Source organism: Deinococcus misasensis DSM 22328 (assembly GCF_000745915.1).
Lineage (GTDB): Bacteria > Deinococcota > Deinococci > Deinococcales > Deinococcaceae > Deinococcus_C > Deinococcus_C misasensis.
The window spans coordinates 1-24,316 of sequence record NZ_JQKG01000016.1; the positions used below are offsets into that span (position 1 = coordinate 1).

The 24,316-nt window shown below is 54.8% G+C and carries 23 protein-coding genes and 2 pseudogenes; 12 read left to right on the forward strand and 13 right to left on the reverse strand.

Annotated elements, in window-relative coordinates:
* Positions 1-279: 279 nt before the first annotated feature.
* From Q371_RS12055 to Q371_RS12065, 3 genes and pseudogenes are all read left to right on the forward strand, one after another.
* Positions 280-543: pseudogene (locus tag Q371_RS12055) on the forward strand (aldo/keto reductase); the annotation flags it as partial.
* A 338-nt stretch (positions 544-881) separates the two neighbouring features.
* Positions 882-2,039 carry an ROK family protein gene (locus Q371_RS12060; protein ID WP_034340896.1) on the forward strand — a complete coding sequence of 386 codons (1,158 nt, stop codon included), beginning with the start codon at positions 882-884 and terminating at the stop codon, positions 2,037-2,039.
* Between the two features lie 6 nt (positions 2,040-2,045).
* The gene (locus tag Q371_RS12065; protein WP_051964157.1) at positions 2,046-2,342 is read left to right on the forward strand and encodes a transposase; all 297 of its coding nucleotides are present in this window, start codon (positions 2,046-2,048) and stop codon (positions 2,340-2,342) included.
* Between the two features lie 69 nt (positions 2,343-2,411).
* Here the strand turns inward: Q371_RS12065 and pstS are convergent, their stop codons facing one another.
* Positions 2,412-3,443 carry a phosphate ABC transporter substrate-binding protein PstS gene (gene pstS, locus Q371_RS12070; RefSeq protein WP_034340898.1) on the reverse strand — a complete coding sequence of 344 codons (1,032 nt, stop codon included), beginning with the start codon at positions 3,441-3,443 and terminating at the stop codon, positions 2,412-2,414.
* A 248-nt stretch (positions 3,444-3,691) separates the two neighbouring features.
* On the opposite strand from pstS, the gene Q371_RS12075 reads away from it, so the two are divergent.
* A complete protein-coding gene (locus tag Q371_RS12075; RefSeq protein WP_034340899.1) occupies positions 3,692-3,997 on the forward strand; it encodes a hypothetical protein in 306 nt (101 codons plus the stop codon).
* Between the two features lie 562 nt (positions 3,998-4,559).
* Here the strand turns inward: Q371_RS12075 and Q371_RS12085 are convergent.
* The 5 genes from Q371_RS12085 to Q371_RS12110 all read right to left on the reverse strand — a co-directional run bounded on the left by Q371_RS12085 (position 4,560) and on the right by Q371_RS12110 (position 8,600).
* Complete coding sequence (locus Q371_RS12085) at positions 4,560-4,799, reverse strand: hypothetical protein (protein ID WP_034340904.1); 240 nt, start codon at positions 4,797-4,799, stop codon at positions 4,560-4,562.
* A gap of 143 nt (positions 4,800-4,942) precedes the next feature.
* Positions 4,943-5,836: a LysR family transcriptional regulator gene (locus tag Q371_RS12090; protein WP_034341029.1), complete on the reverse strand. Its 894-nt coding sequence runs from the start codon at positions 5,834-5,836 to the stop codon at positions 4,943-4,945.
* Between the two features lie 67 nt (positions 5,837-5,903).
* Positions 5,904-6,920 (reverse strand): serine hydrolase domain-containing protein, encoded by a 1,017-nt coding sequence (locus Q371_RS12095; protein WP_051964161.1) that lies wholly within the window; start codon positions 6,918-6,920, stop codon positions 5,904-5,906.
* A 43-nt stretch (positions 6,921-6,963) separates the two neighbouring features.
* Positions 6,964-7,281: a hypothetical protein gene (locus tag Q371_RS12100; RefSeq protein WP_034340907.1), complete on the reverse strand. Its 318-nt coding sequence runs from the start codon at positions 7,279-7,281 to the stop codon at positions 6,964-6,966.
* A gap of 353 nt (positions 7,282-7,634) precedes the next feature.
* Entirely contained in the window at positions 7,635-8,600 is a 966-nt protein-coding gene (locus Q371_RS12110; RefSeq protein WP_034340914.1) for an NAD-dependent epimerase/dehydratase family protein, read from the reverse strand.
* Positions 8,601-8,721: 121 nt separating this feature from the next.
* Here Q371_RS12110 and Q371_RS12115 point away from each other — a divergent pair, with 121 nt between their 5' ends.
* Complete coding sequence (locus Q371_RS12115) at positions 8,722-9,033, forward strand: hypothetical protein (protein ID WP_034340918.1); 312 nt, start codon at positions 8,722-8,724, stop codon at positions 9,031-9,033.
* A 104-nt stretch (positions 9,034-9,137) separates the two neighbouring features.
* Positions 9,138-10,097 (forward strand): transaldolase, encoded by a 960-nt coding sequence (gene tal / locus Q371_RS12120; protein ID WP_034340920.1) that lies wholly within the window; start codon positions 9,138-9,140, stop codon positions 10,095-10,097.
* Between the two features lie 67 nt (positions 10,098-10,164).
* On the opposite strand, the pseudogene Q371_RS27025 reads toward tal, so the two are convergent.
* Positions 10,165-10,752 (reverse strand): annotated as a pseudogene (locus Q371_RS27025) (DUF6368 family protein); the annotation flags it as partial.
* Positions 10,753-10,915: 163 nt separating this feature from the next.
* Positions 10,916-12,100 carry a kynureninase gene (gene kynU / locus Q371_RS12130; protein ID WP_034340924.1) on the reverse strand — a complete coding sequence of 395 codons (1,185 nt, stop codon included), beginning with the start codon at positions 12,098-12,100 and terminating at the stop codon, positions 10,916-10,918.
* Positions 12,101-12,177: 77 nt separating this feature from the next.
* Here kynU and Q371_RS12135 point away from each other — a divergent pair, with 77 nt between their 5' ends.
* The 3 genes from Q371_RS12135 to Q371_RS12145 all read left to right on the forward strand — a co-directional run bounded on the left by Q371_RS12135 (position 12,178) and on the right by Q371_RS12145 (position 14,512).
* Positions 12,178-13,287: a tryptophan 2,3-dioxygenase family protein gene (locus Q371_RS12135; RefSeq protein WP_034340927.1), complete on the forward strand. Its 1,110-nt coding sequence runs from the start codon at positions 12,178-12,180 to the stop codon at positions 13,285-13,287.
* Position 13,288: 1 nt separating this feature from the next.
* Positions 13,289-13,774, forward strand: a complete 486-nt coding sequence (locus tag Q371_RS12140; RefSeq protein ID WP_034340930.1) for a MarR family winged helix-turn-helix transcriptional regulator — start codon at positions 13,289-13,291, stop codon at positions 13,772-13,774.
* A 300-nt stretch (positions 13,775-14,074) separates the two neighbouring features.
* A complete protein-coding gene (locus tag Q371_RS12145) occupies positions 14,075-14,512 on the forward strand; it encodes a CBS domain-containing protein (protein ID WP_034340933.1) in 438 nt (145 codons plus the stop codon).
* A gap of 64 nt (positions 14,513-14,576) precedes the next feature.
* Here Q371_RS12145 and trxC read toward each other — a convergent pair whose 3' ends face one another.
* Positions 14,577-15,002: a thioredoxin TrxC gene (gene trxC, locus Q371_RS12150; RefSeq protein ID WP_034340936.1), complete on the reverse strand. Its 426-nt coding sequence runs from the start codon at positions 15,000-15,002 to the stop codon at positions 14,577-14,579.
* A 93-nt stretch (positions 15,003-15,095) separates the two neighbouring features.
* The gene (locus Q371_RS12155; protein ID WP_034340940.1) at positions 15,096-15,683 is read right to left on the reverse strand and encodes a TetR/AcrR family transcriptional regulator; all 588 of its coding nucleotides are present in this window, start codon (positions 15,681-15,683) and stop codon (positions 15,096-15,098) included.
* A 96-nt stretch (positions 15,684-15,779) separates the two neighbouring features.
* Here Q371_RS12155 and Q371_RS12160 point away from each other — a divergent pair, with 96 nt between their 5' ends.
* From Q371_RS12160 to Q371_RS12170, 3 genes are all read left to right on the forward strand, one after another.
* A complete protein-coding gene (locus Q371_RS12160) occupies positions 15,780-16,091 on the forward strand; it encodes a DMT family transporter (protein WP_034340942.1) in 312 nt (103 codons plus the stop codon).
* Positions 16,088-16,441: a DMT family transporter gene (locus tag Q371_RS12165; RefSeq protein ID WP_051964163.1), complete on the forward strand. Its 354-nt coding sequence runs from the start codon at positions 16,088-16,090 to the stop codon at positions 16,439-16,441. The genes Q371_RS12160 and Q371_RS12165 overlap by 4 nt, the downstream gene beginning before the upstream one ends.
* A 415-nt stretch (positions 16,442-16,856) precedes the next feature.
* A complete protein-coding gene (locus tag Q371_RS12170) occupies positions 16,857-18,104 on the forward strand; it encodes a cation:proton antiporter (RefSeq protein ID WP_084571406.1) in 1,248 nt (415 codons plus the stop codon).
* Positions 18,105-18,176: 72 nt separating this feature from the next.
* Here the strand turns inward: Q371_RS12170 and Q371_RS12175 are convergent, their stop codons facing one another.
* The 3 genes from Q371_RS12175 to Q371_RS12180 form a co-directional block, all read right to left on the reverse strand.
* Positions 18,177-21,494, reverse strand: a complete 3,318-nt coding sequence (locus Q371_RS12175) for an ExeM/NucH family extracellular endonuclease (protein WP_169743835.1) — start codon at positions 21,492-21,494, stop codon at positions 18,177-18,179.
* A gap of 27 nt (positions 21,495-21,521) precedes the next feature.
* Entirely contained in the window at positions 21,522-21,671 is a 150-nt protein-coding gene (locus tag Q371_RS27030; protein WP_157442682.1) for a hypothetical protein, read from the reverse strand.
* Between the two features lie 385 nt (positions 21,672-22,056).
* On the reverse strand, positions 22,057-24,054 hold the full coding sequence (locus Q371_RS12180) for an ATP-binding protein (RefSeq protein ID WP_034340944.1): 1,998 nt from the start codon (positions 24,052-24,054) through the stop codon (positions 22,057-22,059).
* Positions 24,055-24,316 lie beyond the last annotated feature (262 nt).

Sequence of the window (24,316 nt, forward strand, 5' to 3'; positions counted from 1 at the left end):
AGTCAGGTGAAGACGCTCAGGACGCTAAAAACCCGACTGGCATTTGCTTTTCTAGCACACAACCTCAGATTTGCCCACCCCTAAACGGCATAGCTCTATCATCAGTGGAAAGGTACGCCCCAGGGCACCCCTGGCCTTCCCACTGTAGACTACTGAGCGATTTCCTTCTGCAGAAGAGTTTGAATCAAGAAAATATGTGCCAGCAAAGGTTTTTTTGAGTTAGACCGATATTTTCCGTTCCATTGATCCAGCTACCCCGAGTACCGTGAAGCCAACCAGAGGTTGGTGGATGTGCTGCACGAACTGGCCCTTCAGAGGGGAGCCACCCCTGCACAGATGGCTCTGGCGTGGTTGCTGGCGCAAAGACCGTGGATTGTTCCCATTCCGGGCACCCGCAAGTTGGAACGTCTGGAGGAGAACCTTGGTGCGGTGCAGGTGAAACTGGGTGCAGGTGAAATGCAGGAAATAGAGAGGGCGCTCTCGGAGATTGAGGTGCTCGGGGCAAGGTATCCCGAGGCCATGGAGCGCCTGACCGACCGCTGAAAACCACTGAACTTTTGCACCTGTTGCCACCTGAGTCGCTCGGGTGGTTTTTTGTTGTGACGAACGGCAACCTGAAAGGTCTTTCAAGTGCAGTTTGAAAGGGCGCTCTGGACAGGGTTGCTGGTTGTTGTACGGCTCTGGTTTTATTTCATTTCCCTAGAAAACAAAGCCGAGTCAAGGCAGAAAGCAAGCCTTGCGAAACCCCGCTTTTCGCCTTTGTTTCGTGGAGGTGTGTGTGCCAGATCGGGTTTTTGGTGGGTTGTTTCCTTGATTCTGCGCGTGGCCCGATGTAAACTTATTTCAGTCAGTGAGAAAAGTCTTGATGCAAAGGAACCCATATGTTGCGCAGCAAACTGCTCCGTGAGCTTTATCAGCAACACACCCTGTCCAGAGCCGACCTCACCCGCATCACCGGGGCCAGTTCCGCTTCGGTCACTGGGATTGTGCGTGAACTGCTGCAAGAGGGTGTGGTCACCGAACAGGGCATGCAGCAAGACGGTCTGGGTCGCCCGAGGGTGATGCTGTGCCTGAATCCCACCCATCGGTATGTCATTGGTCTCAGGATGGTCTCCGCTGAAGTCACAGGCAGCCTGATGGATTTGCGGGGCAACAGCTTGGCTGTGCTTTCCTGCCAACTGCCTGATTTTCAGGTGGAGACCGTGCTGGAGCACCTCTGCTTGTTGACCCAACACCTGATGCAGCAGGCCAACATTCCAGCAAATCAGGTGCTGGGTGTGGGTCTGGCCCTGTCAGGCATTGTGGATGTGCGCCGTCGAGTGTGCGTGCATTCTTTCTTGCTGGACTGGCAAAACGTGCCCATTGGGGTGCTGCTGGAACACCAGTTGCAACTCCCTGTGGTCATCGAAAACGACGTGAACTCCATCACCATCGCCCAGAAGCTGTTCGCAGAGGCCACAGAGCAGCAGTACTTCGCTGTGCTGTACCTCGATGAGGGCATCGGCATGGGTTTTTACCACGAAGACCGCATGCTGACCGGTCAAAACAATGCTGCTGGAGAGATCGGCCACTTCACAGTGGTGCGCAACGGACGGCAGTGCATCTGCGGCAAAAAGGGCTGCCTGCAAGCTTACGCTTCCAGTGGGGCTCTGGTTCAACAGGCCAGAGAAGCCGGTCTGGACGTGGACTCCACCTCTGACCTCACCCATCTGGCAGACCAAGAAGACCCTGAAGCAGTGCGCCTGCTCACCTTTGCAGGTCAACTGGTGGGCCTGGCCCTGTCTTTTGTCGTGGACGCCCTCGACATCCGGCATGTGCTGGTTTACGCCCCAGCAGTCAGCACCTCCGGGCACTTCCAGAGTGCTCTGTCAGAAGCCCTCCAGCACCACTCTTTGCCGCTGGTTCCGTCCAGCAAAACCGTGCTTTTCAAAGATCAGGATCCCGACCTCTGGCTCTCCGGGGCCGGTGGCATCGTGATCCATGCTTTCCTGAATGAACAGATTCCCACTCCGGCCCCTCTGGACCGGTCTGCGAGGTGATCCCCTGTGACCCAGACGAGATTCGACGAAGACTTCAAACGCCAGGTCCTCAGTGAGGTGCTCTCCGGGCGCAAAAGCATCTCACAGGTGTGCCGGGAGTATGGTTTCACCGACCAGACGTTTTACAACTGGCGCAACCGCTACCTGAAAACCGAAAATGTGTCCTCTGGACCAGAGAACCGCGAACTCGATCAGCTTCGCGAAGAGAACGACCGCTTGAGGCGCATGGTCGGTGAACTCAGTGCCCGCATGGACCAGTTGCAGCAGACCGTGAAAAGTTTACAGATTGAGTCCAGAGCCTGACCCACAAACCTTCACAACATAAACACAGAAAGATCCCTGCCAAAGCAGGGATCTTTCTGTAGACTGGAATCAGAGTTTGCTGTTGCCAAACTTGATGGAGTTCACCAGTCCCAGAGCAAGTTTCTGGGCACGGTCAGGCAACTGGGCATAACCGAGGTCTTCGTTGAACTTCTGGCCATCGGTGACGATCCACTTTAGCAGGTCTTTCACGGCCTTGGCTTTCTCGTTGGTTTGCTTGCCGTAGTCCTGATTCTGGTACACCAGAATCCAGGTGTAACCGCTGATCGGGTAAGAGTCTGCGCCCGCAGCGTCGGTGATGCTCACTCGGGTGTCGGCAGGCAAGGGCTTGGAAGCCGCAGCAGAAGTGACCCCTTTGAGGGTGGCCTTCACGTACTTGCCACTTTTGTTCTTGATTTGTCCGTAGTCAATGTTGTTCTGCTTGGCGAAAATCAATTCCACGTAACCGATGGAACCAGGGGTTTGTTTGACCACGCTGGTCACCCCGTCGTTGCCTTTGCCACCGATGCTGGTCTGGGGCCAGTTCACGGTGGTGCCTTTGCCCACGGTGCCCGAGAAGGTCTTGCTGACTTTGGAGAGGTAGTCGGTGAAGATGAAGGTGGTTCCGCTGCCATCGGCACGGCGGGCGATGGTGATGGGCAAAGCAACGTTTTTCAGCTCGGGGTTTTCTTTGACCAGAGCAGCGTCGTTCCATTTGGTGATTTTGCCGGAGAAGATGTCGGCGAGGACTTTGCCATCAAATTTGAGGCTGGAGTCAACTCCGGGGATGTTGTAAATGGGCACCACAGCACCAAGGGCCGTGGGGATGTGCAAGATTTTGTTGCCGTTGGGGGCTTTGGCCATGTCGCTGTCGGACATGGGACCATCGCTGGCTCCGAAATCCACGGTCTGTTCAAGGATTTGGCGCTGCCCACCGCCAGAACCGATGCTCTGGTAGCTGACTTCGGTGCCGGTGGCTTTCTTGTATTCAGCGAAGTATTTCAGGTACAGGGGGTAGGGAAATGAAGCGCCTGCACCCTGCAGGGACACAGCGAAGGCGAGGGGGGAGGTCATGAGGATGGCGGTCAACATCACTTTCTTCATGGTTGCAGAATGCCATGCGCAAGTCAGGGGAACGTCAAGCTGACAATCGGCTGACACAACAAAAACCCGAGTTGGGATCTCAGGGGTGCTGGGGTCATGAATAGGTCAGGACAGGTGTGCAGTCAGAACTGCAAAACTTTTGTTCTGAAAGGCTCAAGGTGAATGTGCAGACACAGGGCATATCTTACGGTCTTCAGAACCCAGACATGAAAACCTGATGAGGTCATTTCTGAAAAGGAGATTCATCCATGTTTTTACAAACCAAACGGTCCCGAAACCCATATCTGGAACGGGATTTCATCATGATTGTCACCCCAGAGGGGCAGGTGCAAACCTTGCGCCTCAGGGACATTTTGCGCGTCCAACCCGACCACCAGAGCGGTCAATGCAGGGTGATGTACCAGAACGGCAGTCACCAGAGAATGGTGGTGGTGCTTGAGGCAGCCAGTGGGTTTCAGCAGCGCTGTGAAGGTCTTCAGCACGCTCTGGAATGTGAAGACTGCATCCTGATTGAACAGTTTTACACCCCCAAACGGTCCAACAAGCTTCATTGAGGTGTGATTTGGCACATTGAAGATTCATAAGCAGGATCAACTGAATCAACAGAACAGGCACATCCAATATGATCAGCAAATGATGTCTCTGGCGTGAGATTTCAATCTCTCGCGTTCTTGGTGTTGTTTGTCCCAGCTTCGATGATCAGGATGCTGGAAGGTTCTTGGACACCGGTAAGGGATCTTCAGTTTCTTGTCGAGACCAAGTCAAAAGGCCAACACGACGCCCGCTCGAATTCACCACAGTGAAAATTTTCCCGAACAGCGTCACCCATCCCAAATGCCGCACTAACATACATGTCTTTGCGATGGGTGAGGGACAGCACTTTCTGCAGCATTTCTGGGGCGTGCTTGAGAACGCGCACACACCTCATCTCCAAACGGTAGTGAGGTTCATACAGGTGCCACTTGCAGTACGCACAACACGCTGGCTGAATGTCAGGAAATAGCACTGGAAAAAATTCGTAGATGTGGTAATAGAATCCATGTGAGAACTGTACAGTCACTCCCTTCTGGTCCACCAGCACAAAGTGTTCCACCAGTCCCTCAATGACGTGTGTCATCATTTCCACGGATTTCGCCTTTCTTCCTCAAGTGGAAACACAATGGGAAACTGGATGACACAATCGGGTTCGGTGTCATCGGCATGCCATACTTGGTTCATGCAACTGAGTTCCACAGTGGTGCGGGAAGTCTGAAATTCATAACGGTCTGGATGGGCTGTGACCTCAATGGCTTCACTTATTCCCTGTGAGGTGTAAGTTCCAGAGACAGTTTGCAGCAAAGGATTTTGAACAGCCATGTGTTTTTATTGTATCAAATGGCATATGGATGTTGGATGGCACAACACTCAAACAGTCATGCTGTAGGTGTTTTTTCACAGTGCTGAGTCAGTCCAAGCAACAATACGAATACCCCAAAACATAACTCACTCACTGGTCTAATTCATGCTTTTCTGCTGTCCTGAGCCTGCAAAATCATGCCCATCACCACCTGCAAGGCAGGCAGGCTGGACCTCCTCGGGAGGACCATCAGGCCGATGGTGCGCAGCAAAGTGTCAGGCAGGGTGGCGTATTCCAGAGTGTCTGGCAGGTGCCCAACCGCAAGTTGCGGCAGCAGGGTGATCCCGAGGTCGTGTTCGCTCATGGCAAGCAAAACAGTGTCGTCCTGAAATTCCTGAATGTCTGGGCTCTGGACGCCGTGCTCTGCAAAAACCTGACGGATTTGCTGGATGGTTCCAGGTGCTCCGCCGTTCATCAGGAAGGTCTGGTGGTGGTAATCGGCCCAGGTGCGGGGTTTGTGCTTGCGGTTTCGGGAATACACGGCCACCCACTCATCCTGATAAATGGGTCTGGACAGGAGCGGATGGCTGGGCGGGTGGGGGAGGAGCCCGAGGTCGGCTTCCCCTTGCAGGAGCATGGTTTCTCCGGCGGCCACCTGGCTTTCGTTTTCCATGATGTGGATTTTGAGGTTGGGATGGTCGTGGCGGAGTTTGAGCAGCACCTCGGGCAGGATGCGGGCTGCTGCACTGCGCAAACTGACGATCCGCACCGTTCCAGTCAATTCACCGGGGTTCAAGGCGGACTGGGTGAAGTCTTCCACGGCCAGCAGTGCCGCCCGGGCGTGTTCAAGGGCTCTGGCCCCTGCAGTGGTGAGGGTGACCCCCTGCCGATTGCGGTGCAAGAGGGGAACCCCGAGGTGTTTTTCGAGGGTTTTGACGGCTTCACTGAGGGTGCTCTGGGACATGCCTGTGCTGGCGGCGGCTTCGTTGAAGCTGCCCGAGTCGCACACGGCAATGAAGCACTGAAGTTGGGCAAGGGTGGGTCTGGGGGTGGCCACGGGAATCTGCTCTGGTTGTATCACGTTTGGGTGGTCTTGACGAGGAAAAAATGGCCCGTGCAAGGCATCACACACTGGACCCGAGTTGGTGTGACAGCTCAAGACCCCAGTCCCCATCCCGGTTGAGCATCGTCACACAGGTCAGGCTGTCTCCATGCTGGTCTGGCCAGTGCAGTGCCCCGATGGAATAACCGGGACCTCCTCCACCATGTCCCATCACGGCATGCCTCAGGCCATCGAGCATCAACCCGAGTCCGTAAGCAGGCACTTCAAAAATGGGATGGTGTTCGGCCACAACGAATCCGTTTTGCATGGCTCCCAGTTCAAGTGGGGTGAGCAGTTGGGCGGTGAACAGGGCGTCTATCAGAAGGGCCAATTCTCGGGCAGAGGAAGCCACCAGTCCGTGGGCCACCCACTGTGGAGGGTAACTGGAGCGCAAGTCTTGCATTTCGCCATTCCAGAGGTCACTGAACCCCGGAGTCAGGGTTTGCATGTCCTCCAGAGATTCCAGCACAAAAGTGGATTTGAGCCCCAGAGGGTCAAACAGGTGAGTTTTGCAAGCGCTTGCAAAAGTTTCTCGGGCTTGACTTTCAATCCACTGCTTGAGAAGCATGTAACCGATGTTGGAGTAAGCAAACCCTGTACCGGGCTCGAACAGCAACCTTCTGGAAAGGGCCAACTGCAGGTGCTCTGCATCTGACCATGGTTTCAGAGGTTGTGTTCTCAAAGCTGCGTGGTAGCCAGCCAGAGCCCCATAATCCACCAACCCTGAAGTGTGCATCAGGACTTGACGGAATGTGAAAGCAGGCAAAGGCTCCAGCTCTGGGAAATGCATTTGCATGGCATCGTCCAGAGTGAAGGTTCCTGCTCTGGCAAGTTTCAGCACCAGAGCAGCAATCAGGGTTTTGGTGACACTGAAAATCGGAAAAATGGCTTGTGGATCCAGTGGGCTCTGGCCTTGCAAATCCTCGCAACCAGCTGCACCCATGAATTCCAATTCACCATTTCTCAAGAGGGCGGCAGTTGCACCCGGAATCTGGTGTTCTTGCAAAAAGCTGTGCAGGATGTTGAAGGGAACAGACATCCCTCACTGTACCGCACAATCAACACAAAGCTTAGACCGTCGCTCACACTGTCAAACGGCGTTGCTCCAGCACTTCACTGGCCCGACTCTGCAGGGTGGGATACAGCCGTTCAAACTCCTGCAAAGCCTGTTCAAGCTGCAAAGTTTCACCTTCCCAGAGGATGCTTTCGCCTTGCTGGTCTTGCAGTCGCACCCCATAATGGATGCGGTGCTTGGGGTGCTCTGCGGTGCCGATGTGGTAAAACAGCACAATGCGTCTCGGGGAATCTTCCAGCACAGGCAATTCAAAGTGACCATGTCCAAGGTCGGTCCAGCGGGTTTCCAGCCGGATGTTTTCAATGGGTTGCAGTTGAGGATTCATGCGACCATTGTGTCAGGGGTTGAGGGCTCTGGCTTGAAGAAATGCTGCAATTCACCCCTCTGATCTATCTACGATAAACAATCTTATCGTAAAAAATGGCCATTCAAGCTGCTTTTGCTTCAGCTCTTAAACCACCGAAGTGAAAAATCCTTTCTGGAACAACAGAAAATTCATCGCTTCTTAAAATCGATTTTAAGACCCCTCCAGAGCAAAACAGGTATCCCAATACCCCTCTTTGTTTCGTATTTCAAATCAGCAAGAAGCTTTGATTCAATGGAGGTGTTTCCAGATGTGTTGGTGGGTCGCGTTTGGCGGTGATGCCACCATTCCCACAAACACCTCTTGAAAACCATTCATTCCATGCCCTTGCTTTGCCTCAAAAGCCTTTGTTCCAGATCAGCAGGCATGGCCAGAGGCTCTGGGTGCTGCATGCTCCAGAGCTGCATGTCACGCAAAGTCACCTCAGCAGGGGTGACTTTGAAACCTGCATTGCTGGCCCTCTGGTGATCCACATGCATCAAACTGCTGCGCGGACCTCCATGGGGTCTGTACAGCGGCAATTCCACGAACGTCAAACCTGCTTCTTTGAGCAACGCACTGGGCACCCAGACAGGATGTTCCACCCCGAGCATCCGCACAAATTCACCCCACGTGAACCTTGGGCCAGAGAGGTTGAAGGTTCCAGAAACCTGCATTTCCAGCACATGCACAACAAAAGCCGCCACATCCCGCACATCCACGACCTGCAGGAAATCCGTGCCATCGCCGGGACACAGCATCTCCCCTCCTGCTCTGGCCCGATTCACCCAATGGCTGTAACGCCCACTCGGGTCAAAAGGTCCGGTCACCACTTGTGGACGCAAAACAGTGTGGTGCTGAAAAGCCTTGCGAACCACCTGTTCACAGGTGACTTTGAGGGGACCATAGGTGCTCCCATCCACTTCGGTGATGTGGGCGGGTGCAGGTTCTACCAGAGGAAAATCCTCTGTGACGGGTCCATGGGCTGGATCTCCATAAACACTGACTGCACTGAGATACACATAATGCTGCACAAGGTTTTTGAGGAGCTCGGTGCTGGCTTGGACCTGAACAGCCGTGTACCCCGAGCAGTCCACACAGGCATCCCAGGATCTCCCTTGCAAAGCCTGTAAGCCTTGCAGACCAAGCTCTCTGTCTCCAGTGAGCACTTCGACTCCAGCGGGAGGGAGGGCCCTGGTGTGACCACGCGCAAACACCGTCACCTGATGGTGCCTGTCCAGCAGGGTTTGTGTGATGTGCCTTCCCAAAAATCCCGTTCCACCAAGCACCAGAATGTTCATGGGTTTGATTGTACCGTTTGATGAGGTGGCCTTTAGGGTTTTGACGCAGCCAGCACACCCCTGCCTTATAGCATGGTGGAAAGGCCAAATGCCTGAATCCACACATCATCTGGAGGTTTCCATGAAACATTTGCGATTGATCCCCACTTTGTTGCTTGCCCTCAGTGTCACTGCTCTGGCCGAAGACACCAAAAAAGAAAAAGACAATGCAGGAAGCAGCCCAGCCCTGTACGGCAATGGAAACAGCACGGACAGTCCCTCTGCTGAAAACACCACCTCTGGTAAAGAAGAAACCGACACTGGAAAAGTGCAAGACGACACCTACGGCAACGCTTCCAACACCTTCGGTTGGGCCATTCTCTGGATGGGTGCTCTGGGTGTCTGGATGATGCGTCCCAAAACAGGTTTGCAGAACAAACTGCAGCCCATCTGAACTGGTTTACCTGTCAGTTGAGCGTTCACATCACCATTCATGAATGGGAGTAGACTGAAAAAGCCGAGCTGAAAAAGGCCGCAATTTAACTTTCAGGAGGTCCCATGAACAAACTCGAACAACTCAAACAGCACACCGTGGTCGTTGCCGACACCGGAGAAATCAACGCCATCAAAGAATTCCAACCGCAAGACTGCACCACCAATCCCTCACTGGTGTTCAAAGCCGCCCAGAGACCCGAGTACAGCCACCTCGTGGATGAAGCCGTGTCATGGGCCAGAGCAAAAAACGGCAGCACCGAAGACGCCATCGACAAACTGGCCGTACGGATCGGTACCGAACTCACCCAACTGGTGCCCGGATACGTGTCCACCGAAGTGGATGCTGCCCTGTCCTTCGACACCCCCAAAATGGTCGAGAAAGCCCGCAAGCTCATCGCCCTGTACGCAGAAGAAGGGGTCGGTAAAGAGCGCATCCTCATCAAAATCGCCACCACCTGGGAAGGCGTGGAAGCTGCGCGCATCCTTGAACAGGAAGGCATCCGCTGCAACCTGACCTTGGTGTTCGCTCTGGAACAGGCCATCGCCTGCGCTCAGGCCGGAGTGACCCTGATCTCCCCCTTCGTGGGACGCATCACCGACTGGTACAAAAAAGCCCAGGGGGTCAATGGCTTCGACATTGCCGAAGATCCCGGTGTGAACAGCGTCAAAGAAATCTACCGTCACTTCAAAGATCAGGGTTACCAGACCATCGTGATGGGTGCATCCTTCAGAAGTGCAGCACAGGTGGAAGCCCTCTCTGGCTGCGACCGCCTGACCGTCTCTCCACAACTCCTCAAAGAACTCAGCGAGGACACTGGAGACCTGCCCCGCCACCTTGACCCTACCCCCCAGAGTGGCGTGCCAAAAGACACCACCATGACCCAGGCTGAATTCCTCTGGGGCCTCACCAACAACCCCATGGCCACCGAAAAACTCGCGGAAGGCATCCGCCTGTTCCATCAGGACTACCTGAAACTGGCTGCTCTGGTGGAAGAACGCATGCGCCCTGTCAGCAGGCACTGAGGGGAAAACAAACTCTGGTTTCTGAACCCCGGAATCCGGGGTTCATTTTATGCTCATCGCCAATGATTTACTTGGCGAGCGAGAATTGGGGTTGTTTCAGCCACCATGTGAGAAAATCGGCATCACAGGAGTGGCTTAAACTGCGGTAACCTTCGCCTTTGTAATACACCATCCAAAGTTTTCCTTTGTGTCCCTGAAAGTGGTCGGCATACAGGTCAATGATTTCCTGATCTTCTGCATCTTCTGGAATTTGGTCCCAGAGGGTTTGAGTCCAATCATCAAGGGTTCCTCTCAAATCAATCAACCCGTGGTATGTTCGGGCAAGGTGCCGGGTAAGAAAAGCCAAGGCCATATGGGAGGTTTTGCTGTTGGTATATGCCATGACATCCAATCTAGACCTGATGGAAAATGCTGTGGTATGGAAAAGCTGACGCAGTTCATCTGCTGTGTATTCTTCGGTAACGGGAACAAAGGAAACGGTGAGGGAAAGTGGCTGGTCAGGAGGCAAAGGCCAATCCTTTCCCAACGGCATTGGCGTTTGCATGTTGAATGAGATGACCTGACTCTGATTTACCAGAACTTCACCCATTCTGGCACACAGGTTTCGAATGTCATCACGTTGATGGTCAGTCAGATTGCAGGAAAAAAATACACTTGTGGCTGCCCCCCCATATTTCTAGTGTATGTGAACGAATTTGTTTGCTGTAAAAATTGAGTGGAAGGTGTTGAAATGTGTGTATTTTGGTTTTTAATAATTTGTGAAATATTTATTGTTCTTAAAAATCAAAAGACCAGAGAGGTCCCTACCAAACCTGCTCTCAAACCACTTGTGTTTTCTTGTTGGCGTACTCCAGATAAGCCTTGCTCTCCAGCAGCTCCCTGAGCACCTGCACGGTGTTTTCCAGTTCTTCTGGGGTGTTGTACAAGGCCACTGGGGCCATTCGCACCAGATCTGGAACACGAAAATCCGGAATGATGCCCCGATCCCTGAGGGCCAGAGAAAGCAATTGTGCGTCCGGGTGTCTGATGCTCACATGCCCTCCCCTTCTGGCCTGTGCTCTGGGGGTGACGATTTCCACTTCAGGGAGGTGTTCATCGATCAGGTGCATGAAGTGTTCGGTCAACTGGAGGCTTCGTTCACGGATGGCCTCAATGCCCAATTCCGCGAAGGGTTTCAGGCCCCCTTCCACTCCGGCCAGAGCAATCGGTGAGAGGGTGCCGGTCTGGTAGGCAGCAGCACCGTGTCCTTTGCGGTAAAAGGGTTTCATTTCGAACGCGGTGTGTTTGTCGTTGCCCCACCATCCGGGCAGACCGGGCATGACATCAAAGTGCTTTTCATGCACGAACAGACCGCCGGGTGCGCCGGGGCCAGCATTCAGGTACTTGTAGGTGCACCACACAGCAAAATCCACTTGCTGGTCGTGCAGTTGATGGGGCACACTTCCAATGCTGTGCGCGGCATCCACCCCTACCACAATGCCTTTCTCGTGGGCTTTTTGGGTCAGCCGTGCAATGTCCAGCAGTTGCCCACTGGCGTACAGCACCACAGGCAAGAGCACCAGAGCCACATCGTCGGTCAGCAGGTTTTCGAGGTCTTCTTCTTCGATGGTGTAACCGTCTCTGGAAGGAGCAAGGCGGAGTTCTGCATCATGGCGGTCTGCCCAGCTTTTCAGGGCGTACAGGTCGGTGGGGAAATCCAGACTGGTGGCCACAATGTGCTTCTTTGCGCCTGTGGGTCGATAAAACGTCCCGAGCAGGCTGTGCAGGTTCTGGGTGATGGTTCCGGTGGTGATGACCTCTTCGGGTTTGGCTCCGACCAGTGCAGCGAGGGTGGGACTCAGACGCTCGGGGAGGGTAAACCAGTCTTCCCAGCCTTTGACAGCGTGGTCCTGCCATTCTTGCAGGCGTTTTTCCATGCAGGCACGGGTGAAGTGGCTGATGGGTCCAAGCGAGTTGCCATCGAGGTAAATGCCCTCGGGGAGGATGAATTCACTTCTGCGCATGGCCCATCTTAACAAATCCCTCTGGATATTTAAAGCTTCAATATTTTAAACTTAAAGCATCTTCGCCAGAGGTGCCCATGAACGAACCCCAACCCACCAGTTACTGGGATTACATCCAGACCGAACAACTCCTGAGCCTTCAACATGGCCTTGGTCATGAATCGGACCTCCACAACGACGAAGTGATGTTCATTGTGGTCCACCAGATTGACGAACTCTGGTTCAAACTGGCTTTGCGTGAACTGATCGGCATCCGTGACCTGTTCAAGAATCCCCACGTTCCAGAGCAAACCCTGTCCAGTGCCGCCAGAGGTTTGAAGCGCACCACATTGATTTTCAAGAAACTGTCCGACCATTTTGAACTGATGGAAACCCTCACCACACGCGATTACCTGAATTTCCGCGACAAACTCACCCCGGCCAGCGGCTTCCAGAGTGCAGGTTTGCGTGAAGTGGAAATCCTGATGGGCCTCAAGGACGAGGACCGCATTCCTCTGGGTTCGGAAGGGAGTTACCTGAAGGCCCTGAAAAACCCGGATGGCACCGAAAGTCCAGCCTCCATAAGGGTGCAAGCCAGACTTCAGGACACCCCAACCCTGAAGGAGGCCGTGCAGGACTGGCTTTACCGCACGCCCATTCAGGCTTCCACGCCCGGTCAGCCCAGAGATGCAGAGGTGGTGGATGGGTTCATCGAACAGTACCTCGATGCCTACACACAGGACAGTGCTGCGTTCACCCACCAGATGCAACGTCAGGCCCTGACCCCTGAAGACCAGAGCCGACTTGAAAAACGCCACCTGATGGGCATTGAGGGAGCAAGGCGCTACCTGCACGCTCTGGATGTGGAAGGGGAAAAACAGGCCTACACCAAACGCATTCGGGCAGCCCTGCTGTTCATTGAGTCTTACCGGGAATTGCCCCTGCTGGCATGGCCCAGAGACATTCTTGATGAACTGGTGGCTCTGGAACAAGCCATGGTGATTTTCCGCCAGAGACACGCCCGCATGGTGGAACGGGTGATCGGCAGGCGCACTGGAACCGGAGGCAGCGCAGGGGTGCAATACCTCGATGAAACGGCCCTCAAATACCGGATGTTTCCAGACCTCTGGGCGATCCGGACCTTGCTGCTGAAAACCCATCAACTGCCCACCATTCAGCATCCAGAGTTTTACCACACGGTGAAATAGCATGCAGGACCTTGAAACAAGACTGTCCGAACAGGACCCGGACATCCTGAGGCTCTGGCTTCGCTGGATGACTTGCACGAACCTGCTGACCTCCACTTTGCGTGCCCGGTTCAAAGAGGAACACCAGACCACCGTCCCGAGGTTTGATCTGTTGATTCAACTGGAACCCCATCAGGACGGGCTCGGGGCACAGGAACTTGCACGCAGGTTGATGGTCACACCCGGCAACATCACCGTGATCACCGATCAACTGGCGCAGGAAGGTCTGGTGGTTCGCAGCACCCCTCCAGCAGACCGTCGCAGCGTCCACATCCAACTGACCGAAAAAGGCCGTGAGCACCTGAAAGCCATGACCTCCAGTTACCAGAGTTGGCTCTCGGAGTTGTTCTCTGGCCTGAGCGCAGAAGAGCATGGGGTGCTCTTGTCCTTGCTTGCCCGCCTGAAAGGGAGTTTGCTGGAGGGAATGGAAAGCAGGAATGACACTTGATGGAGTTGTGATGAACTTTCGAGTTCATCACAACTGAAAAACCAAAGCGAAAAACAGGACTTCACAGGCCACAGGTGATTTTAAAGCTGTCTGTCAAAGGTGTTTTGGTGCGGCAGTGCAGCAATTGTACATTTTAGAGATAAGCATTTAATTTGTGAAATTTTTATTGTACTAAGGGATTAACAGAAGAAAGGTAATGCTCTGGTAATCCCCCGGGGTTACCCTCAAACTGACTTTTTCTATCGTCTTGATGGTTTGTGCTGTTGACCAAGCTGTGCAGTTCTTTTCTGGAGGAAGAACATGAAAGTTCTGGAATGCATGACCACCCAACCCATCACCATTGAATCCAACCACCTCGCCTCTGAAGCCCTGAGCCTGTTGAAAACCCACCACTTGCATGTGCTTCCTGTGCTGCAAGAAGGGCGTTTGAAAGGCATCATCAAACTGGAAGACCTGCAAGCCTACGCCGAACGCAAGTATGGAGAGGCCATGCATGCCAGAGAACGGGACCATGAACTGCTGCACAGCATGTATGTGGAAGATGCCATGCGCTCTGCAACCACTTCGGTGATGCCAGAGGATTCGTTGCAAATTGTGGCCCAGGAAATGCTCAGGCACAACATCCTCGGGCTTCCTGTGGTGGATGAAAAGCACCATCTGGTCGGAGTGGTCACCATCAGTGATGTGCTTGGGGCACTGAGCCGTGAACATGAGCAAAAGATAGATCTGAATGCTTAAAGGGGAGAAGGGACCACAGAAAAACACCTGCGGCCCCTTCTCCCCTGTTTGTTGACGTTTCTGATCAATGCTTCAAATGCGGAGACAGACGGGCATTCAATTGACCTTTGGGCAGGGCACCCACCAAGGTGTCCACTGGCCGACCGTTCTGGAACAGCATCAAGGTGGGGATGCTGCGCACACTGAAGTTCTGGGAGACTTGGGGGTTTTCATCGACGTTGATTTTGACGATGCGGAGCTTGCCTGCATGTTCGCGTGCGAGTTCTTCGAGCACCGGAGCCACCATGCGGCAAGGGCCACACCAAGGAGCCCAGAAATCCACGAGTACGGGAACACCTGCTTCCAGATCAGAGGCGAAACTCTGGTCGGATCCGTTGTGAAGCCATGGGAGGGCTTGCTGGCATTTGGCGCACACAGGGACCCGCCCAGAGGGAACCTGTCCGACCCGGTTTTTGCTGTTGCAGTTCGGGCACACAAGGATGTCATTCATGGGATACCTCTCTGGCTTCATTGTATACCCTATAGGGGTATTTTGGATGTTGTTTTGTTTACAGTTGAACCCTTTTGAAAACAAGATTCAGCCTCATGGAGGGGACAGCAGGTGGTCCACCATGTGTTGCAAAGCCTGTTTTGCCTGCTCGGGTGGCACACGACCCATCAGGACGTGAACGCTCAGGCCATCCAGCAAGGCATGCAGTTGTGTGGCAGACTGCTCGGGGCTGTACTGGAGTTGCCATCCTGCACGGGCAAAATCTTCCAGAATTTGGGTGATCACGGCATTCAGGTTGGTGTAAAGCATGCCCTGTGTGTCGGCATAACCCTGATCGCTGACCGCTTCTCCGACGTAAGCGACCCAGACCTCCATCCAGAGGCGGGTTTCATCGTCGAGGGGGAGCAGGTTTTCCAGAAAGTGCAGCAGGTTTTGCCGATGGTCTCGGGTCTGCGGCAAGGACCGCAGGCGGTGCTCAACACGTTCATTGAGGTGTTCTGCACCGAAATTCAGGATGGCTTGCCGGTTGGGAAGGTAGTGGCGGATGGCTCCGCTGGACCAACCGCTCCGTTCGCTGAGGTTGCGCAACGTCACCCCAGAGAGCCCCTGTTCACGGATCAGGCTCCAGATGGCTGATGCCAGTTCGGCCCGGCGGTGGTCGTGGTTCACAATTCGGGGCATGCTTCTTTTTAGCACAATCTTGCGAAATAAGCAAAACCGTGCTACCTTGAAACCATTGGATTTAGCACAAACGTGCTAAATCAGAAAGGACCCAACATGAATGGCTGGACCCTTCTGATCCTCGCTGGCCTATTGGAGGTCGGCTTCACCACTGCACTGAAACTCGAACAGAAAAACAAACACTTCTTCTGGCTGTTTCTGGTGTGTGCCATGGGCAGCTTCAGCTTGCTCAGTCAGGCCATCGAAACCATCCCCCTTGGGACCGCTTACGCTGTCTGGACGGGCATCGGCGCCGTGGGCACCACCTTGATGGGCATGCTGGTGTTCAAAGACCGGGCCAACCCCCTCAGCCTAAGCCTGCTTGCTCTGGCCGTGGTCCTGATTGTGCTCCTCAAGGTGACCTCATGAACGGCTGGATGTGGCTTTTGCTGGCCGGACTGTTCGAAATCGGGTTCACCACCACCATGAAACTCCAGCAAAAAGACGAAAGCTACACCATCGTCTTTCTGGCCTGCGTGATCCTGAGTTTCCAGTGCCTGAGTCAAGCCATCAAAACCCTTCCCCTCAGCACCGCCTATGCCATCTGGACGGGCATTGGGGCCGTGGGCACTCTGGTGGTGGGTGCAGTGCTGTTTGACGAAAACCTCAGCCCGCTGCGCATGGTGCTGCTCATGCTTTTGATTGCCGTGCTGGTCGGACTGAAGTTTGCCACCCAGAGCACAGAACAAAAGCCCTCCAAAGACTTGAAACAGGCTTGACCTTTGCAGTTTCCAGCAGTGAATAAATTGGGTCAGCACTCACGGTTGGGCCATGCAAACACAAAGAGCCATCAGCCGTCCGTCAGATGGAAAGTTTACTTACTGCTTTTTGAGCTTAAAATCCGAGTGGGGTTTTCATTTTGGTCTTGCTGTAGCCTTAAGCAAAAGCCTCTGGGCAATCTTTTTGCTGAACGCTGATGGCTGAACACTGACCGCTCTTTCCGATGACATGCCAAAAGCAGGACTTTGCGGTGACCCTGTGAATTGGGTGCTGCTGGCTTGAGTCCTCTGGCGAAAACCCTTATTCTGAAGGGGACAAATTTGCACCGAAGTGCAGGAGACCCACCTCCAGACGTGGGCATGGCGGAGACTGATCGATTTCAGTCTCCCTTTTTTGATGTGAAAGGAGCACATGATGCAAAAGTTCACCCTCAATTTCAGGCATCCGTTTTCTCTGGCTCTGGCAGCCCTGCTGAGCAACACTGCACTGGCCGCAGGTTCTGCCGATGTGGGCGTGATCCTGATCCAGTTGTTTTATCTGGTGCTGGCTGCACAGGTCGGAAGCTGGCTTTTTGCCAAACTGGGCCTGCCCAGAGTGGTCGGTCAGGTGGTCGCGGGCGTGGTGGTCGGTCCCAGTTTGCTCGGGGTGGTCAATGAGAGCCTGACCCTGCAGGCCCTTGCGGAAATCGGAGCCATTTTCCTGATGTTCATGGTGGGCCTGGAAACCCGCTTCAAGGACCTGCTGAATGTGGGGAAAGAGGCCCTTCTGGTGGCCGTGCTGGGCATCGCCCTGCCCATGATTGGGGGTTACTTTTTTGGGGTGCAAGGGGGCTACACCAGCATTGAAAGCCTGTTCATTGCCACCACACTGGTCGCCACCAGCGTGGGCATCACTGCCAAGGTGCTGCAAGAACTCGGGGTGCTGGACCGACGTTTTGCCCAGATCATTCTGGGTGCAGCGGTGATCGATGACATTCTGGGCCTCACCATTCTGGCGGTGGTCTCTGGCCTCAGTCAGGGTGCAGAACTGTCTGTGATGGGTGTTCTGACCACCCTCGGGATCAGCATCGGGTTTGTGGTGGTGGTGCTTGCAGTCGGGATTCCCCTCTTGAGAAAGTTCCAACCTCGCCTGAAGAACCTGCCCCTTGCAAACAGCTTTGGCATGGCCGTGGTGGCCGGACTGGGCATTGCTGCACTGTCTTCTCTGGCTGGACTGGCCCCCATCATCGGGGCATTTCTGGCCGGAATGGTGCTGGCAGAAGTCAAAGACGAAGAGGACTTCGAGAGCAAAGTGCATGCCCTTGAAGACTTCCTTGCCCCGGTGTTTTTTGCCATGGTCGGGGTCAAACTGGAAATTGGCTTGCTGGCCAACAGCACCGTCCTGATCAATGGGGGCATCCTGTCCATCATTGCCGTGGCCACCAAACTGCTGGGTGGATACCTCGGGGCACTCTCGCAAGGCAAAAAAGATGCATGGCTGGTCGGCATGGGCATGGTTCCACGCGGTGAAGTCGGCTTGATCGTGGCTGGAATCGGTCTGTCTTACGGGGTCATCAACAAGGTGGCCTTTGCAGAGGTGATCCTGATGGTGCTGGTGACCACTCTGGTGGCCCCCATCGTGCTGCGACTGATGGTCCGTCCAGAGAAACCCGCTGCCACCTGAGTCCAATCAAAGCAAAGACCCTCCAGAGCACTCTGGAGGGTCTTTTTGTGGGAGGGTCTTTTTGTCTGGGGATTACTGCAGGGTCTGTCCGGTGTTCACATCGCCAAAAGTGGCGGTGGCAGGAGCGTTCCAGGTGAAATCACTGTATTTGCTTCCTGCTCCAGAGAGTTGCAAGGATTGGCCTGCAGCTTCGGTTCCGGCTTCGCTCACTCCGATGTTGGTGCTGTTGACGTTGATGGCACAGCCATCCACCGCTTTGAAGGCACCTTCGTAGGACAGGAATTGCACCACCGTGCTGCCATCACACAGGGCCACACCATCTGGGGCACCGTTCTGGATGCCGTTGGAGGGGTAAGTCACCGTGTAAATTTTGTAGGCACCCACCGATTTCACAAATGTGGGGGCAGTGGGGGTACCGTAAGCTTTGCCGTCTCCACCGTTGTACAGGACCACTTTCAGATCGGTGGAGGTGTAGGCATCTGGCACCACCACTTCGATGGCCTCGCCCACATCGGTGCTGGCATTGTCGTAGTGGATTTCGTTGATCCAGGGCTGGGGACCGACCACCACAGCAGCCGTGACTTTCACAGTGAAGGTGACGGTGTCGGTTTCACCGCCAGAGCCCGTTGCGGTCACGGTGACGGTGTAGGTGCCTGCAGTGGTGCTTGCAGGGACATCCACTTTCACGGCTTTGCTGCCCGAGGCATTCACGGTATTGCCCTCTGGGAAGGTCACGGTGATTCCGGTGCCGCCTGTGATGCTGGCGGAAAGGGTCACATCGCCCGTGTAATTGGAGCCGAGGCTGCCCACCCGCACGGTGCCGTTTTGACCGTCGTTCAGTTCCAGGTTGCCCGAGACCCGCACGTCAATGCTGGAGGCTGGAGCGGTGTCTGCGGTCAGGTTCAGACCCACTTTGAGGGGATCGTGGTCGCTGGAACGGTAGGGGGTTTTGGCGTAGAAGTTGCTGATCTGGCTGGCCGATTTGAATTCGGTGTTGTAATCCAGCACGGTGGGTTCATCGCTGTTGATGTTCCATTTGGCTTCGCCTGTGACCTGACTGGCGAGGCTGCCAGAGGCAATGCCGTGGTCCAGACTGCCCCACTGTCCATCGAACTGGTAGCTGTAAGAGGATGCACTGAACAGGTTCACGAAGTCGTCGCTGGTGCTGAGGGTGTTGTCTGCCCCTTTCAGGATGGCCTGAATGGGGTCTTCCATGCGGTAGCTGTTCAGGTCGCCCATCAGGATGTAATCGCTGTCGGCAACGCCGGTGGGGTTGGTGGCCAGCCAGTCCATCAGCACGGTGGCGGCATCGGTGCGGGTTTTGTTGCAGTTGCCCTGTCCGGTGGTGGTGTCGTCGTCTCCGGCACCACAGGAAGAGCCTTTGGATTTCAGGTGGGCCATCACCGCAGTGAACACCCCTCCGGTGCTGTTGTCACGGAAGGTGCGTGCCCAGGTGGGGCGGTTGCGGGTGTCGATGTAAAGGGGATCAAAGCTGCTGTCCAGCACAGCGAAGTTTCCAACGGGGGTCACTTTGTTGCTGCGGTAGATCATGCCCACTGAGATTTCATCCGTGCCCACTTTGCTGACCGGGTTCACGAAAGCGTAGGTGCCCTGCACATTCGGGTGGCTGTTGATGGCGTCAATCAGGGTCTGGATGGCCGGAATGGCCTGATCGTAGTCGTTTTCGATTTCCAGAAGGCCAATCACATCGGCGTCCAGACCAATCAGGGCTTCCACGATCTTGTCGCGTTGCTTCTCAAATTCAGCGAAGGTGTTGGCCCCTCTGGAGGTGGGGAATCCTGCACCAGAGCCGTTGCCGTTGAAGAAATTCAGCACGTTCATGGCGGCCACTTTGAGGGTGCCTCCCACTTCGGCAGGTGCGGCAGGACGGGCTGCGCCGGTGAAGCTGGACTGGGTGGCGTGCACACGGTAACGGTCGGCAGAGCCGCTCCAACCGTCAAAGCCATACCCGAGCACGCCGGTCACCACGGCGGTGTCTCCGCCACGCAGGGTGTTGCTGGCAGAGAGCGCCAGTCCGTCGCGTCCAAACACGGGATCCACGTTCTGGGCCAGTTTTCCGTCATCGATGGTGAGGGTGCGGCGGGCAAATTCGCTCAGGAAGTTGCTGTAGGCGGTGGCGTCCGGGGTGTTGGTCTGGGTGAAGTTCCAGATTTTGGCGTCGGCAATGCGAACGCTGCCTCCACGCCCGAGCAGGTAGTTGTCGGTGACCACGCCACTGACACTCAGGCGCATGCCTTCAAGGCGTTCCCAATTGGCCACATCGTCAATGGGCAGGGTGACCGTGACGGGGGCAGGCAGGGCAGCATTGTTGCTCATTTTCACCACGGAGGTGACGGTGCCCAGCTGGGTCTGGTTGAAATTTTCCACCACGGTCCCGGTCACCCGGACCCGGTTCCCCACCGCCACATCAAAGCAGGTGGTGTCACAAGAAACAAAAATGCCTTCTGAGGTGGCAGGATCAGCGTCTTGCTGGCTGGTTTCCTCCTGCACAAAGAAGCCCTTGAGTTCGGTGCTGCTCTGGAAGTCGGCGGTGACCACCCCATCGATGGTGACGGTTTGCCCGACCAGAGGGCTGGCGGTGCCGTTGCCCTGAATGGAGGCAATGCGGGTGATGCCGGTTTCATCGGGATCATCGGCGAAAGCCACCAGCAGGTTGAAACCGTAAGGGTCCTGACGGGAATCTGCAGCCATGTCAAAGCTGACCGAGAAAGTCACGATGCCCGTGGCCCCGTCAGCGAGGTTTCCAGTCACCTCCCATCCGTAGGTTTTGACATCGCCAATGGAGAGGCCTGCAGGAGGCTGAATGTCCAGAGCACTGGTGTCGATGCCCGTGCGGAAAGGGCTGGCATCGGTGTCGTTTTCCGTGGTGTCGGTGGAAGGACGGTAAATCTGGGCATTGCCGGGGGTCAAACTGGAGGCTTTGCTGGAGGCATCCGTCTTGTCAAAGTAGGTGACGGCTTTGAATGGGGTGCTGCCAACGGTGGGAGCAGTGGCGTTGTTGCCAGCATTGCCGTCTGTGTCATCTGTGTTGACAGGGATGAAAGTCAGTCCGTTCAGGGTGCGCCCGGTGTTGTTGGTGACCTTGAAGGTGGCCTGCACATAGCGTTTGTTCTGGCTTTCCACCGTGAACGTCTGGGTGGACAGTTTGCTGAAACTCAGGCCAGAGTTGATTTCATTCAGCACTTGCTTCTGGACTTCCCCTTTGAGTGCAGGCACAGAGAGCACTCTGGCTTCGGGGTTTTTGTCGCTCACCCGGGTGAATTCCACCTCATAGAGGTTGGTGGGTTGCACAGAGGGAGGGGTGGGGGTGCGACTGAGGGTGTTGCATCCCACCAGCAGGGCTGTCAGCAAAAGAAGGTGTTGTTTCATGGGTGGTTTCATGTGACCTTTCATGGATTATTGGAGTCCAATGTCCATGCTGCTCAGCATGGTGACGGCTTGCCACTGTCCCTGCTTGATGAGGCGTGGAGGTTGGTAGCAGACAGGGCGAGGGGATGCCTCTGGTCCGGTTTGGGTGGTCTCTGGTTTGGGGGTGACTTCTTGCACGGTCAATCTCCTGTTTCAGGCAATGGGGTGAGGCCCTCAGAGGAGTATCCTTTGAGGCTGTCAGGCCTGATTCATGTTTTTTAAACTTACTTCAATTTTCTTAAGAAGTCCAGAAACTTTGGCCCTGAAATCCTGTGACATTTGCCACATTTTAGCAACAGAACCTCAACAAAAACGCAGGAAATGTTGCGGTTTTCAGGCTGAATTCAAGATTCGGGTCAGAAAATTCTGTTTGTCAGGTCTGTAAACAATATGTCACTGTGAAGTATACAGTTGAACCCAGTCCAACGAAATGGCACAACCTTTTTGGCTTTGATGCCACCTTCAAAACAGCCAAAAGAGGCGTCATGAGACGCCTCTTTTCAGGGTGACATACAAGCTTTACTCAGACGCTGGAGGCCTCTTCAAAAACATGCCCTGCAGCCAGAGGCAAATCCAGATGAAAGTGTGACCCCTCCCCCACCTGGCTCTGGAATGAGAGGGTACCTTGCATGCTGTCCACCAGCGTTTTGCACAGGGCCAGACCAATGCCTGTTCCGGGGGCAGTGTCCTTGTAAGGCCCAAATCTTGCAAACGGGGCAAAGACTTTTTCAAAATCCTCACGGTCAATGCCCAGTCCCGTGTCTTTCACGCCGATTCGCACCGAAACCCCATTGGAGCGGGAATACACGGTCACACGGCCACCAGAGGTGTTGTATTTGATGCCATTGGACAGCAGGTTCAGCATCACCTGTTGCAGGCGTCCCGGATCGGCAACCGCTTCTTCACGGGCTTGCAGGTCTGACTCAAGGGTGATGCCAGCTTCGGCGGCCTGACTGCGCACCATTTCCAGAGCCTGTTCAATCACCGGATTGACCTGTGTGGGTTCCAGTTGCACAGCAAGTTGACCGCTCTCGATTCTGGAAATGTCCAGAATGTCATCGATCAGGGTGAGCAGGTGGTTTCCGGCGGTCAGGATGCGCTGCACCCCTCTGGCCTGACTGTCTTGCAATCCCCTGAGCTGCAAGATTTGCGACGAAGCCAGAATGGCATTCATGGGGGTGCGCAGTTCGTGGCTCATGCGGGACAGAAACTGGCTCTTGGCCTGACTGGCTTTCTCGGCACGTTGCAGGCTCTCCTTGAGGAGGGTCTCCTGCGCGATTTGAGAGCGGATGTCCCGCACAATGGCCACCATACCCGAGGGCTTCTCGCCGTTTTGCATCAGGTTGAGGTGCACCTCGCAGGGGATGTACTCTCCCCCTCTGGAGCGAATGCGCAGACGGCCTTTGCGCAGTTGCTGCAGCAGCAACAGGTCCTGAAACTCATCCAGCGAAACCCGGTCCTCTGGGTGAATCAGGTCCAGCATCTGGTCGTAAGGCATTCCGCTGAGCACATCCGGACGGTACCCGAGGACACCCTGCACGCTGGGACTGACCAGTTGCAAGGTGGGTTGGTCCCCAGAGAAATCCATCATCATCACCATGTCTGGCGAGGCCGAGAACAGAGAACTGAGCAGTTGGTGGTGGCGTTCAATGATTTTTTCCTGTCGGATGCGCGACAGGGCGTGGGTGACCGCCTGACCATACAGTTGCAACACTGCCACCGTCTGGGAAGGCCAGCTTCTGGCGATTTGCACAGCATCGAAGCCCATGAAGCCCAGCAATTCACCGTGCAGAATCAGCGGAATCACCAGCACCGACTGAATGGCTTGCATTTCCAGAATTTCCTTCTCTGCACTGGCCTCTGGGGGAAGGTCACGCACGTGGGTCACATTGATGACCTCCTCACGCCCGAGTTTCTCCATCCACCATGGGAACAGGTCCAGAGGGAGGTGTTGCAGGTTTTCTTTTTCGAGGGTGACCCCTTCTGCAGCCCACTCGTGGGTGTTGGACATGCTGAGTTCTTGAGGGTCAAACAAAAACACGTACACCCGGTCCACCTGCGTGATGGTGCCCAGACGCCCGAGGCCCTGCTCGATCAATTCGTCGATGCTGTCCTGCTGAGAATAAATCAGTTGGGTGGAGATGTCTGCAACAATCTCATTGATTTTCTGGGTTTCCAAAAGCACCTGCTCTGCGGTGCTCTGGCGGGTCAGGTCTTCCACCCACGCTTGCAACAGGGGGCCATCTGGGGTTTCTGCCGAGGTGCAGGTCAGTTGCACCTGCAGGGCTGGATTCTGCTGGTAAGCCCACTGGTCGGTGCAACGCAGGTTTTCTTGCAGCAAAGCCTCTGGTGGACCCTGCATGCTCAGGTCTTCAATGCAGAAATGCTCTGGACAACCCAACATGCTTTGCAAGGCCAGATTCGCCTGACATCGTCCGTCGGCATGAATCCAGATCAAACCATGGGGGGCGTGTTGCAGCATTTTGAAAGGCAAGGTCAGGGGTGGGGACAGGTGATTCATGGGTCTCCTCTACAGGGAAAGGCTCGGAAGAGGTGAAAACAGGACGCTCTGCATTCAAGATAAACAGGATGTGTTCAGCAAATGTGACCCTGTTTGGTCTTCAAAACTGCACTGCAACACACATTTTTTGAGAACAGGTCACAGTTGCGCCACACTTTTTGTGGAAAATGCACTCAAGCTGCTCTGGGGGCCATTTGTCTCCATTTTTCTGCCAGGCCCAAGCTGTCCATGGCCCTTCAGATCATCCCCTAAAGTGATGGGT